This window comes from Actinomycetospora cinnamomea, assembly GCF_003096675.1.
GTDB lineage: Bacteria > Actinomycetota > Actinomycetes > Mycobacteriales > Pseudonocardiaceae > Actinomycetospora > Actinomycetospora cinnamomea.
The window spans coordinates 78092-90825 of sequence record NZ_QEKW01000009.1; the positions used below are offsets into that span (position 1 = coordinate 78092).

The following is a 12734-nucleotide window of genomic DNA, read 5'->3' on the forward strand; positions in this document are numbered from 1 at the left end:
GGCGCCTCGACCTCGACTCTCGGCCAGCTGCGGTCACTGCTCGCCGAACGACACCAGGGCCGCGGCGCGCGGCGTACTACACCAGATGGAAGGCAAGACGCCCGTGACCACCAGCGGCAAGCTGGGCCGCTACCCGAAGACATTGATCGATTTCGGTGGGCCCTGACCTGGACGTACCGTGGGCCGCGAAGCTCGCCGAGGCCGGGGCGGACGCCTTCTGGAACTATCGGGGGCGCGACGCACCGAGTCCAGCCGAGCACGCGCTGGCCGGCGAGCTCGCGGTGGGTACCGCTGTGGTGGTCCACGCCCTAGGCGGTGGGCCGGACGAGGTCCGGATCTGGTTCGCGCGGGCGGCCGGGGCGCTGATGGGTGCGCTGCGCGCGCCGGGTCCGGTGCGCTGGACAGTCGCCAAGGTGACGCCGGACGGCGCCACGCGCACCGAGCGGCAGGCCGACGACTCCCTGGCGAGTCCCGAGCGGGCGCAGCTCGCGCGGTGGTGCGCGCTGCTCGCGGGGGACGACGCGCCCGTCGAGGACCTGGGTGCGCGGGGACACATGGCGGACGCGTTGGGGGCCCTGGAGCGGGGCGAGCGGCCCCGGTTCCGCGCCGCGCTGCACGCGGTGCTCGTCGATCACCGCAGGCGGTATGCGGGCACCGAGCACGAGCCGCGGGCCCTGCTGTTCCTGCCGGCACTGGGCCTGGCCGCGCTCGGGCTTCGCGCCCGGCTCGTCTCGCGCGCCGACCTGCCCGCCGCGGATCCCCTTCTTCCGGGATCGCTCCTGTAGTGACGCCGTGGTGACGAGGCGGTGATGGCTGCCGTCCGATCCTGTCGTTCGGACCGGCGAGGCGCCGGCGGTGACGGAGGAGGGACGGCGAGTGACGATCACGCCGACGTACCCGGGCGTCTACATCAACGAGGTCCCCAGCGGGGTCCGCACGATCGTCGGCGTGCCGACGGCGGTCGCGGCCTTCGTCGGACCCGCCCGCCGGGGACCGGTGAACCGGTCAGTGCACTTGACCAGCTGGGCGGACTTCGAACGGATCTTCGGCGGCCTGGACGCGACCAGCTTGATGGCCCAGGCGGTGCTGAGCTTCTACCGCAACGGCGGCAGCGACGCCGAGATCGTGCGCGTCGTCGCCACCCCGGTGCCCGCGCGCATCGACCTGGGCGGCGGGGTGATCCTGGAGACAATCACCGTAGGTGAGCCCGCGAACGGGATGACCGCCACCGTCACCCACGACGCTAACGACGCCACCAAATACACCCTCGAGCTTGAGCGCGGCGAGGACAGCGAGTCCTACACCGTCACCGCCGACGAGGATGCCGAGGACAACCTCGCGGCGAAGCTGGCGGACTCCGCGCTCGCCCGCCCGGCCGCGGACATCCCTCTCGACGTGCGGCCGGCCGAGGCGACCGACGTCGAGGCGGCGGGCGGCGGCGGCGCGCTGGCGTCGACGATCGACCTCGGCGGCGGGACCGTGCTGGCGGCGCGCTACCCGGGCATCTGGGGGGACGGGCTTCGCGCGCGGGTCGACCACGACACCGCCGACCCCGAGGACGATGCGCTGTACAACCTCACTGTGCGGGACGTCGCGAGCGGCCTGACCGAGCTCTACCGCAATGTCTCGACCGACCCGGCCGCGGCGAACGTCCTGCCGAAGCTCCTGCAGAGCTCTCGCCTGGTCACCGCGCACACCCTCGGCGACGACCGCCCTGTGGCGAACCTGGCGGTCCGGGCGGGCAAGGACCCCTTCCTCGAGAACCAGGTCGACGATGACGACCCCGCCAAGCGGCCGTACACCGACGCCGCCGGCGGTGACGACGGCGGTCCGCCGACCGAGACTGACCTCGTTGGCAGCGAGGCGAGAAAGAGCGGGATGCAGGCCCTGCTCGACGCAGACATCGTGAACATGCTCTGCATCCCGCCGCTGGACCGCGACACCGATCTCACCGACGTCGTGCTCGGCGCGGCGCTCGACCTCTGCGTGCGCCGACGGGCCATGCTGCTGGTCGACGCGCCGCGCGGGTGGGACGACGTCAGCCGGGCCGCCGAGGGAATTCGCACCAGTCCGCCGCTCACTGGGCCGGACGCCCGCAACGCCGCGCTGTGCTTCCCCTGGATCCACGCGGCCGACCCCGACGGGCGGACCGCGACCTACCCGCCGGGCGGCGCCGTCGCGGGCCTCTGGGCCCGCACCGACGCCACCCGCGGCGTTTGGAAGGCGCCGGCGGGGATCGACGCCTCGATCGACGGGGTCCGCGGGCTCACGGTGCCTCTGACTGACTCGGAGAACGGGCGCCTTAACCCGCTCGGGATCAACTGCATCCGCACGTTTTCGCAGATCGGGACTGTGATGTGGGGGGCCCGCACGATGCGCGGCGCGGACGTCTTCGCTGACGAGTACAAGTACGTGCCGGTCCGCCGGCTCGCGCTGTTCCTCGAGGAGACGTTGTTCCGCGCGTTGCGCTGGGTGGTGTTCGAGCCCAACGACGAGCCGTTGTGGGCCTCGATCCGGCTCAACGTGGGCGCGTTCATGAGCACCCTTTACCGCCAGGGCGCCTTTCAAGGCTCGACTCCGGACGAGGCATTCCTGGTGGAGTGCGATCGGACCACGAACCCGCGCGAGGACGTCGACCTGGGAATCGTGAACGTCAAGGTCGGCTTCGCCCCCCTTAAGCCCGCCGAGTTCGTCTTCGTGCACATCCAGCAGCTTGCCGGCGAGACCCAGGCCTGAGATATGAGTGGACACCCGTGATGGCCCAGTTCAGCGTCAACACCAGCCGCCTCATGCCGTACCCGAACTTCAAGTTTCGGGTCATGTGGGACGACAAGTACGTCGCCGCGGTGAGCAAGGTCAGCCCGCTCAAGCGCACCACCCAGGTGATCACCCACCGCGACGGCGGCAACCACAGCGGCAGCGTCAAGGGTCCCGGGCGCACCGAGTACGACGCGATCACCCTCGAGCAGGGGGTCGCCCACGACATGGAGTTCGTGCGCTGGGCGAACAAGGTCTGGGACTACTCCAACGCTCAGGCGGACGCTGACAAGCGCATCAAGGAAATGTCGCTCAAGGACTACAAGAAGAACATCATCATCGACGTCTTCAACGAGGCCGGGCAGAAGGCAGTCTCCTACCTGGTCTACGACTGCTGGGTCTCGGAGTACCAGGCGCTCTCCGAGCTCGACGGCAGCGGCAACGGCGTGCTCATCGCCAGCATCAAGATCGAAAACCACGGCTGGATCCGCGACCCGAAGACGACGGAGCCGACCGAGGCCGCCTTCACGGATCCCGCGTGACCGTGCCCGCCGCGGACCTGCTCGCCGCCTGGGACCGCGGGAACCTCGACACCGCCGGTCGCCCGCTCACGCTGCTAGCCGCGATGGGTCGCCCGGTGGAGGAGCATCTGAGCATCGGCCGCCGCGACGCCGCGCTCCTGGAGCTGCGTGCAACGTTGTTCGGCACGCCGGTACGCGGAGCGATGGACTGCCCGGCGTGCGGGGAGCTGCTGGAGCTCGCCTTCGAGCTCGACGACGTGAAGGTGACGCCGGCCTCCCCGGACCGGTCGGGGACCGATCTCACCGTCGCCGACGGGCGCTTCGAGGTGTCCTTCCGGCTCCCCGACACCGCCGATCTTGCCCTGGTGAGCATGGCGGGGAGCACGGCGACCACCCTGATGGACCGTTGCGTGCGGTCCGCCACTCGCGACGGCGTGGAGATCACCGTCGCCGAGCTCCCCGTCGAGGTCGTCGCCCTCGTCGAGAACCGGATGGAGGCGGCCGACCCTCAGGCCGACGTGCGGCTCGACCTGGTCTGCCCGGTATGCACCGCGGGCGCCGAGGTCGCCTTCGACATCGCCTCGTTCCTGTGGCGCGAGGTGGACGCCTGGGCGCGCGGGCTGCTCGCCGAGGTCCACCAGCTCGCCGGCGCCTACGGCTGGACCGAGGCCGACATCCTCGCGCTGGGCCCGGCCCGGCGGCGCTTCTACCTGGAGATGACCGCGTGAGCTATCTGCAGCGTCTCCTCGCCCGCGCCACAGGCGCCACGCCGGTCCTGCGCCCGCGCCCCGAGATCGCCTTCGTCGCGCCCGCGCTGCGCGACGAGGCCCTCCCGGAGATCTCCGAGATCGGCCGGCCGCACGAGCCCGGCGGTGCGCGGCACGACCCGGTGGATGGGACGGGCGCGGCGGCTCCCGCAGCACCAACCCTCCCCGGCCCGCCGCCGACTTCCCGTACCGATCCGCCCGCGGGTCGCCACCCGATCGAGAGCTGGCGCCGCGCCGACGTGGCGGGCGAGTCCGACGACCCGCTCGCCAGGACGGTTCCCGACGTGACCCGGTCGGATCCGCAGGCCGCCCCGCTACGCGCACAGTCACAGACGCCGCCCGCGATCGTGTCACCGCCGGCGTCATCGTTCGAGGCGCCGTTCGAGGCGCCGTTCGACACCCGGGTCGAGCCGCAGTCATCGGGGCCGTCCGCGCGGGGCGTCGCCGGGCCTCCGGGACGCACAGGGTCGACAGGCGGCTCCGGACGCACGGGACCCGGTGGAGCGCCCGGCGTCGCCGGAGCGAGGGGGCCGCGGGGCGCGACCGGTCCCGCGGCGAGCACCGCCGGCGCCGCCACCGCCCTCGAGGTCGAGAGCTCCGCGGGCGCCCCTGACGTGCACGTCACGATCGGCCGCCTAGAGATCCGGGCGACCGGCACGCCCCCATCGCCGCCCGCGCGCCCCCGTCCCCGTCCCGTTGCGCTCGAGGAGTACCTCGAGCGCAGGCACCCGCGGGCGGTGAGCGGCACGTGAGCAATGCCCTGGCCATCGCCGCCGTCACCGCCACCCTGCGCAACAGGCTCTTCGGGGCCGTGACCGTGGGGGATCTCGCCGGGACCGAGGTGACCGTCGCCCCGCCTGACCGGGCCCGCTCCGGCGTCACCGGGACCCAGCTCAACCTGTTCCTCTACGAGACCGTCGCCGAGCCGTTCCGGCGCTCGCACGGCCTGCCCGCCGCCGACGACGGGAGCGGGCAGGCACCGCTATCGCTGTCGCTGCGCTACCTGCTCACCGCCTACCGCGCCGACGAGGGCGACCAGCTCGACCCAATTGACCACCGGTTGCTCGGCCTGGCGATGCGCGCCCTGCACGACGCCCCGGTGCTCGGCGGCGACGAGCTGCGCCGCGCCCTGGCCGGCAACGACGTCCACGCTCAGCCCGAGCGGGTCCGGATCACCCCGCACGCGCTCTCACTCGACGAGATGTCCCGGCTCTGGGGCGGATTCCAGACCCAGTACCGCATCTCGACGGCCTACCAGGCGTGCGTGGTCCTCATCGACGCTTCGCGCCCGGGATCGGTCCCGCTGCCGGTCCTCACCCGCGGACCCGGCGACAGCGGCCCGGTGGCGAGCGCCGAGACCGCACCAACGGTGCCGACGTTAGAGTCCGTCGGACCGCGGGAACTTGCGTCCGGCGTGCTCCCTGGGGAGCGTGTCGTCCTGCGCGGCGGGGCGCTCGGCAACGTCGTCGAGGCGATGGTCACGGAGCGGCGCACCGGAGCGACGGCGACGCTGGCGCGCGCCGAGCCCGACCCGGACGAGCCGCCGGACGAGGCGGTCGCCGTCGTCCTGCCTGACGGGGACGATGCGCTGCCGTCCGGGGTTCACACGGTGGCGGTGCGCGACGCCGCCGACCGGGTGAGCAACGAACTCGCGCTGGCGTTGGCGCCGCGCATCACCTCGCCGCTGCCCCTCGAGGTCGCGCGCGGTCAGCGTGGTGAGGCCACCATCGTCCTCGACTGCGTCCCTGCGGCGCGCGCCGGCCAGCCCGTGCTGGTGATCGTGGGGGATCGCGCCGTCCCGGACCCGGCTTTGACCGCCCGCGGCCGGATCTCGGTCGTGCTGCCCCACGCCGTGGCCGACACGCACCGGCTGCGATTGCGCATTGACGGGGTGGAGAGCCGGTCGGTCGATCGCCGTACCGACCCTCCGGCGTTCGACGCCCGGCAGGTCGTGGTGATCACGTGATTCCCGACGAGCAGTACCTCGCGACCGCCCTGCACCGACTGCGGCTTCGCCTCGCTCGAGTCGCCGTGCAGCGGGCTGGGCCCCGCAGGCGCTGGTGGTGGCCCTGGGCCGACGATTCCGCGGCGCGACGGGGACGGCTAGACAAGCGAATCGCCGCCGCCGACGTTGACCTGGCTGCGGCGGGCGCGGCGGATCCCGCGCCGTCGCTGGTGGTCCTTGCGGACGCACTGAGGCTGTCGGCGTTCGAGCGCGACCTGCTCCTGTTCGCCGCCGCCGCCGAGTTCGACCCGAGCATCCCCGCGCGCTGCGCCGCCGCGGCTGGTGACGCCCGCCTGGACCACCCGACGTTCGCCCTGGCGCTCGAGGCCCTGCCCGACGCGCACTGGGCAGCGTTCTCGCCGCAGGCCACGCTGCGGCACCTGCGCTTGGTCGAGATCGCTCAGCCGCCCGGGCGGGCCCTGACGACCAGCGCGCTGCGCGCCGACGAGAGCGTCGTCGCCGCGATCAAGGGCCTCGACGAGCCCGACGACCGCCTCGCCGGGCACCTCGTCGCGGTCCCCGCCGCCCCGCTCGCCGCCGGGCAGGCCGCCCTCCTCGAGGGGATCGCCCGCCGATGGCAGGCGGGGGTGCCCCGGGTCCAGCTGGTCGGTCCGCACCGCGGCACGACTCGTGCCGTCGCCGCCGCGTGCGGGCGGCCGGTGCTGGGCCTCTCCACGGTCGCGTTGCCTTTGGGTAGCGAGGAGCTGGACACCGTGGCGCGGCTGATCTCGCGCGAGCTGCGCCGCCTCGACGGCGTCCTGTTCGTGGAGATGCCCGACGAGCCCCACGACGCATTGGGGCGGCTGCTGGCCGGCGTCGAAGGCCTCGTGCTGCTGGGGACCCGCGAGGTCTTGCCGAGCCTCGGGGCCGCCGTCCTCGAGGTGCCCCGGGCCGAACGGGCGGAGCAGCGCGCCGCGTGGGCTCGGGGGCTGGATCCCGCGGCGGTGGGGGTGGCCGACGCCCTGACTGGGCGGTTCGACCTCGACCCGACCGCGATCGCCGAGGTGCTGGCGGCGAACCCGCCCGAACCGGGTGCGGACGCGGACCGCCGGCGCGCGCAGCTCTGGGAGGCGTGCCGGATGCGAATCCGGCCGCGTCTCGACGCCCTGGCCGTGCGGGTCCGCCCGGCGGCGACCTGGGACGACCTCGTGCTGCCCGAGACCGAGCTCGCGCTGCTGCACGCCATCGCCGACCAGGTCACTTACCGCAGCACGGTCTACGAGGAGTGGGGCTTCGGGACGCGGATGGATCGGGGCACTGGGGTCAGCGTGCTGTTCGCCGGCCCCAGCGGCACCGGCAAGACGATGGCCGCCGGGGTGCTCGCGAACGCGCTGGGCCTCGACCTCTACCGCGTCGACCTCGCGGCCGTGGCCAGCAAGTACATCGGCGAGATGGAGAAGAACCTGCGCCGGATCTTCGACGCGGCCGACGACGGGTCGGCGGTGCTGCTCTTCGACGAGGCCGACGCGCTGTTCGGCAAGCGCAGCGAGGTCAAGGACAGCCACGACCGCTACGCCAACTACGGTGTCGCCGACCTGCTCGCGCGGATGGAGGCCTACCGCGGCCTGGCGGTGCTGACGACCAACATGCGCAGCGCGCTGGACCCGGCCTTCCTGCGGCGCCTGCGCTCGGTGGTGACCTTCCCGTTCCCCGACGATCGCGACCGCGTGCAGCTTTGGGAACGCGCCCTGCCCCGCCCCGAGCATCTCGAGCGGGACGGGCTCGACCTCGAGCGCCTCGCCGCGTTCCCGTTTACCGGGGCCAGCATCAACGCGGTCGTGCTCACCGCGGCCTTCGCCGCGGCCGCCCGGCCGGATCCCGACACCCAGCGGGTGTCGATGGCCGACCTCCTTGACGCCGCCCGCACCGAGTGCCGCAAGCTCGGCCTGCCGATCCCCGACGAGCGCTTCCTTGCCGTAAGAGCCGTGGGAGCCGCGCGATGACCGTCCACGTGCACATCGAGCGCCTGGTCCTCGACGGCCTCGGCGTCGAGGCCGCGAGCGGCGCACGGGTGCGCGACGCCGTCTCCGCCGAGATCGCCCGGCTCGTCGTCGCCGGCGAGCTCCCGGTCACCGCCCGCGCCGTGCCGCACCTGCGCGCCGCCCACCCCGTCGACCTCACCGACCGCCCCGGCCCCGAGGCCCTCGGCGCGCGCATCGCCAGCGCCGCTGTCCCCGCGATCCCGGGGGCGACATGACGACCCGCGCCCCGGTTCCGAACCCACGCCACGACGGACCGGTGCCGCAGCCTGGCGGCCGCTGCGGCGCCATCGCAGCGCATGCCGCAGTGGTCCCGGCGGTCGTGCGCTCGGTGATCGAGGGGCCCGGCCGGCCCCTGTCGCCCGACATCCGTCGCCACTTCGACGAGCTGCTCGGTCACGACTTCAGCGGGGTCCGGCTGCACTGCGACGACACCGCCGCGCGCTCCGCTCGCACCGTCGACGCCGTCGCCTATACCGTCGGCGAGCACGTTGCGGTCGATTCTGCCGCGGTCGACTCGAGCACCGCGGCCGGGCGCCGCACCCTGGGCCACGAGCTCGCCCATGTCGTCCAGCAGGCCGGCGCCGAGGCGCCGCCGGTCGCGCGTACGTCAGAGCCGGGCGAGCCCGCCGAGCGTGACGCCGACCAGGCCGTGCTGACCGGGCGGGTCCACCGACGCGAGCCGGTGCACCTCGCACGCCAGCCGAAAGGCGCCGCGGTGGCGCCCGAGCACCCGGCGGCCGCACCGGGCGGGTTGGAGCAACTGATGTTGAACCTGTTCGCCCAGCTCGACGACAAGACGTTCGCGACCGTGACTCGGAACAAGACCCTCGCAATTGGCTTGGTCACCGACGACGACGGGCAGCACGTCGTCTACACCGTCAGCGGGAACTGGTCCAACCCTGAGCTTCGGGCGGCGGCGCAGAAGGTGGGCCTCGAACGCTGGGACCCGCGTCCGAGGACCGAGGGGCGCGGGGCGGTGGGCGCACCCGAGGACGCCGAGCAGCTCATGACCGAGGGGGCGACGGCGACCCACGCCCGGCTCGTGGCCGTTGCGGTGAGCCGTACACCCTGTGCCGACTGCGCCGAGGAGCTTCGGGTGCACGAGGGCGGGCGGGTCCGTGTCGTCGTGGTCAAGGCTCCGGCTCGGCCGTCGTCGGCGAAGACCGAGGGGTCTCCGAAGGTCAAGAAGTCGCCGAAGGTCAAGAAGTCCCCTGAGGTCAAAGCGTTCAAGGGGGTCTCGAAGAAGGCGTCCACGGGCGTCCGGACAAAGGGGGCGGTAGCGGGCGCGCGCCACTGTCGGCGGTTCGACGGGTCCGGCGTCCGCGACGGCGCGACCTCGCTGGGCGCCGCGCTCGTCGACACCATCGGCAGCATCGTCGTCTCGAAGATGGTCCAGGACATCCTGGACGAGAAGAACGCCGAGGCTTTCCAGCGGGACCTCGCGGCGATCGAGCCCCGCCTCACGGCGATGATCGAGCCGCTCGCACCGGCCCTCGCGGCGCTCGAGGCCGAGGAACGCGCGGCCTACCTCACCGTCACGATCCGGCTGCGCTATCAGACCGACGTGTCCGGGCAGCTCGGTGGCGGGACCTCCTACATGGGAATGTCACCGGTGTCGGTGGAGCTCGCGGACAAGCCGCTCGCGATGTTCCGTCGCATCGACCGCCCGGTCACGATGGGGTCGTTCGCGATGTCCCACTACCTGGGCTATGACGAGGAGGACATCGCGTTCTCCGTGGAGTACCCGTCGTTCGAGGTCGTTTCCGAACCGGAACCGGACACCGGCGGTAGTGACGGGCTGTGTTTCGTGGCCACGGCGTGCTTCGGGAGTGCGCACGCGCCTGAGGTGCGGCTGCTGCGCCGCTACCGCGACGAGGTCTTGCGCACGTCCCTCGCCGGTCGCGCGGCGATCGTCGTGTACTACCGCTTGTCCCCGGCACCGGCCCGGTTTCTCGCCCGCCACCCCCGCCCACGGGAGGTCGTGCGGCGACGGCTGCTGGGCCCGGTCGTCGCTGCTGTGGAGCATCGGTTGGGAGGTGGGTCGTGACCGCGTTCCCGGGTACCCCGCGGCTCACGCGCGGGGGCCTCGTGCTGCTCGATCCGGCGACCGGGGCCGTGACGCGAGTGGTGGCCTTCCAGTACAACCCGGACACGTTGACCCGCACCCTCGAGCCGCAGGGCGCGGGGGACCAGGCGGGGGACCAGGCGGGGGACCGGCTCGAGGCGCTGCGGCTGACCGGGCCGCCACGCGAGACGGTCCGCCTGGAGGCCGAGCTCGACGCCACCGAGGCGTTGGAGACCCCGGAGCGTTTCGCCGACGTCGCCGAGCACGGCCTACTGCCGGCGCTAGCGGCGCTGGAGACCATCGTGTCGCCCAGCGCGGCGGCCGTGCGCGCGGCGCACGCGCAGGCCGACGCCGGGATACTGGAGATCGCGCCGGTGGAGGCTCCGCTGAGCCTGTTCGTCTGGGGCCGCGGTCGGGTGCTGCCGGTGCGCATCACCGAGCTCGGCGTTACCGAGGAGGGCTTCGACACCGGCCTGAACCCGATCCGCGCCCGGGTGACGCTGGGCCTGCGGGTCCTCTCCCTCGACGACCTCCCGGCCGCGCACCGCGGCGGGGCGCTCTGGCTGCTGGCCCAGCAGCAGAAGGAGCGCCTGGCCGCCGGGGTACGCGGCGTGTCGCTGGGCGCGCTGGGACTGACCGGGATCCCGGGGGTGTAGCAGCGTGTTCGAGCCCACCAGCCGCTACGCGGCCGTCGAGACCACTGAGACCGTCGTCGCGGGACGGCCCGTCAGTCATCTGCGCCGGCGCGTAGTGCCCGCCCCGGAGGATCTCGCCGCGGTCGGGGAGCACGAGGTCGAACCGGGCGACCGGCTCGACAACGTCACCGCGGCTCACCTGGGTGACCCGGAGCTGTTCTGGCGCCTCGCGGACGGCAACCGGGCGCTGCGACCCGACGAGCTCACCGAGACCGTCGGGCGTCGGCTGCGGATCACCCTGCCCGAGGGGTTCGCCGGGGGTGCATCCGATGTTCGGTAGCGAGCTCACCCTGCTGCTGATGATGGGCCCGGTCGTGCCGGTCCCCGCACCCCGGGCGGTGATGGACGCGCTGACCGAGGTGCAGGTGACCGCCTCCGCCTCCTCGCCCGGGGGCTTCCAGCTCACCCTGACCGCGGCGAGGACCTCGCCGATCCACCAGGTGCTCCTGCCGACCGGGTTCCTCGACCCCGGGCTGCGGGTGGTGATCACCGTGGTGGTGCGCGGGGTGCCGACGGTGTTGGTCGACGGCGTCCTCACGCGCCAGGACGTCGCGCCCGCCGAGGAGGCGGGCGCATCCACGGTGACGCTCACCGGCGAGGACCTCACGCTGCTGATGGACCTCGCGGTCCGACGCGACTGCTACCCGGGCCTGTCCGCGAACGCGCGGGTCGCCGCGGTCTGCGCCCGCTACGCGGTGCACGGCGTCGTGCCCGCCCCGGTGCCCCCGCTGCAGCCCGACATCCCCAACCCGGCCGTCGACATCCCCGTCCAGTCGAGCACCGACCTCGCCTACGTGCGCGGCCTGGCCCGCGACGTGGGCTACGTGTTCCACCTGGAGCCCGGCCCCACCCCCGGGACGAGCATCGCGTACTGGGGTCCCGAGGTGCGGGTGGGCGTCCCGCAGCCGGCGCTGACCGTCGGTTCGGACACCGTGAGCAACGTCGAGTCGCTGAGCTTCGGCTACGACGGCACGTCGGCCCAGCAGTTGTCGGTCACCGTCACCGAGCCGTTCACCAAGCGGGCGATCCCGGTCCCGATCCCCGACGTCGGCCTGCTGCGCCCCCCGCTCGCCGCGCGACCCGCCCGGCGGCTGCGCGAGGGCCCGCTGCCCGACACCGCCGGGCTGAGCACCGTTCAGGCCGCGCTGCTCGGCCTGGCGCGCACCGCCGAGGCCGACGACGCGGTCAGCGGGTCGGGCAGCGTCGACGTCCTGCGCTACGGCCACGTGCTGCGTGCCCGCCGGCTGGTCGGCGTGCGGGGCGCCGGCCTCGCCTACGACGGTCTCTACTACGTCCGCAGCGTCACGAGCACCCTGCGCCGCGGCGGGTTCACCCAGAGCTTCTCGCTCGCGCGCGACGGCGTCGTCGCGAACGTCCCCCGGGTGCCGGCATGAACGGGAGTCGATGATGGTGAACGTGCGTGACGACGTCGGACGCCCCCTGTTCCACGGGCGCTACCGGGGCACCGTGGAGAGCGTCGAGGACCTCGACGACACCGGGCGGCTGCTCGTGCGCGTGCCCGACGTGCTCGGCGACGACCCCTGCCTGTGGGCGAGCCCGGCCAACCCGGTCGCGGGCCACTACGCGGTGCCGCCCAAGGGCACCGGGGTGTGGGTCGAGTTCGAGGCGGGCGACATCGAGCGCGCCGTCTGGAGCGGGGCATGGCGCGGGAGCCGCGACGACGTCCCGGCGCCGGTGCTCGCCGCCCCACCGGGTCGCAAGCCGATCGTGGTCGAGACGCCCTCGCACAACCGGATCGTGATCAGCGATGTGCCCGGCGAGGGCCTCGTGCTCGAGACGGGCGACGGCGCCAAGGGACCGCGCATCGTCCTGACTCGCACCGAGATCACGCTCAGCACCGGCGGTGGCGCCTCGATCCGGCTCTCCGGGAAGAGCGTGACCGTCAACGGCGGCGCGCTGAGCGTGGACTGAGGGGGGCGAA

At 73.4% G+C, this 12734-nt stretch carries 13 protein-coding genes; all 13 read left to right on the plus strand.

Annotated elements, in window-relative coordinates:
- The first annotated feature begins 155 nt into the window (after positions 1-155).
- Positions 156-785 (plus strand): hypothetical protein, encoded by a 630-nt coding sequence (locus tag C8D89_RS17560; RefSeq protein ID WP_116709431.1) that lies wholly within the window; start codon positions 156-158, stop codon positions 783-785.
- Between the two features lie 91 nt (positions 786-876).
- The gene (locus C8D89_RS17565; RefSeq protein ID WP_165825767.1) at positions 877-2736 is read left to right on the plus strand and encodes a phage tail sheath subtilisin-like domain-containing protein; all 1860 of its coding nucleotides are present in this window, start codon (positions 877-879) and stop codon (positions 2734-2736) included.
- 20 nt (positions 2737-2756) lie between these two features.
- Positions 2757-3299, plus strand: coding sequence for a phage tail protein (locus C8D89_RS17570; RefSeq protein ID WP_116709433.1), 543 nt, complete (start codon positions 2757-2759; stop codon positions 3297-3299).
- Complete coding sequence (locus C8D89_RS17575) at positions 3296-4006, plus strand: T4 family baseplate hub assembly chaperone (RefSeq protein ID WP_116709434.1); 711 nt, start codon at positions 3296-3298, stop codon at positions 4004-4006. Before C8D89_RS17570 ends, C8D89_RS17575 begins: the two co-directional genes overlap by 4 nt.
- On the plus strand, positions 4003-4797 hold the full coding sequence (locus C8D89_RS29800; RefSeq protein WP_116709435.1) for a hypothetical protein: 795 nt from the start codon (positions 4003-4005) through the stop codon (positions 4795-4797). The genes C8D89_RS17575 and C8D89_RS29800 overlap by 4 nt, the downstream gene beginning before the upstream one ends.
- Positions 4794-6011, plus strand: coding sequence for a Pvc16 family protein (locus tag C8D89_RS17585; protein WP_116709436.1), 1218 nt, complete (start codon positions 4794-4796; stop codon positions 6009-6011). Before C8D89_RS29800 ends, C8D89_RS17585 begins: the two co-directional genes overlap by 4 nt.
- A complete protein-coding gene (locus C8D89_RS17590; RefSeq protein WP_423717133.1) occupies positions 6008-7993 on the plus strand; it encodes an AAA family ATPase in 1986 nt (661 codons plus the stop codon). The genes C8D89_RS17585 and C8D89_RS17590 overlap by 4 nt, the downstream gene beginning before the upstream one ends.
- On the plus strand, positions 7990-8247 hold the full coding sequence (locus C8D89_RS17595; RefSeq protein ID WP_116709438.1) for a hypothetical protein: 258 nt from the start codon (positions 7990-7992) through the stop codon (positions 8245-8247). Before C8D89_RS17590 ends, C8D89_RS17595 begins: the two co-directional genes overlap by 4 nt.
- Before the next feature lie 89 nt (positions 8248-8336).
- On the plus strand, positions 8337-10079 hold the full coding sequence (locus C8D89_RS17600; RefSeq protein WP_165825768.1) for an eCIS core domain-containing protein: 1743 nt from the start codon (positions 8337-8339) through the stop codon (positions 10077-10079).
- On the plus strand, positions 10076-10753 hold the full coding sequence (locus C8D89_RS17605) for a hypothetical protein (protein WP_116709440.1): 678 nt from the start codon (positions 10076-10078) through the stop codon (positions 10751-10753). Before C8D89_RS17600 ends, C8D89_RS17605 begins: the two co-directional genes overlap by 4 nt.
- A gap of 4 nt (positions 10754-10757) precedes the next feature.
- Positions 10758-11072 carry a LysM domain-containing protein gene (locus tag C8D89_RS17610; RefSeq protein ID WP_116709441.1) on the plus strand — a complete coding sequence of 105 codons (315 nt, stop codon included), beginning with the start codon at positions 10758-10760 and terminating at the stop codon, positions 11070-11072.
- The gene (locus tag C8D89_RS17615; protein ID WP_116709442.1) at positions 11062-12186 is read left to right on the plus strand and encodes a hypothetical protein; all 1125 of its coding nucleotides are present in this window, start codon (positions 11062-11064) and stop codon (positions 12184-12186) included. Before C8D89_RS17610 ends, C8D89_RS17615 begins: the two co-directional genes overlap by 11 nt.
- A 22-nt stretch (positions 12187-12208) precedes the next feature.
- Positions 12209-12724, plus strand: a complete 516-nt coding sequence (locus C8D89_RS17620; protein WP_243418202.1) for a phage baseplate assembly protein V — start codon at positions 12209-12211, stop codon at positions 12722-12724.
- The last annotated feature ends 10 nt before the right edge of the window (positions 12725-12734 follow it).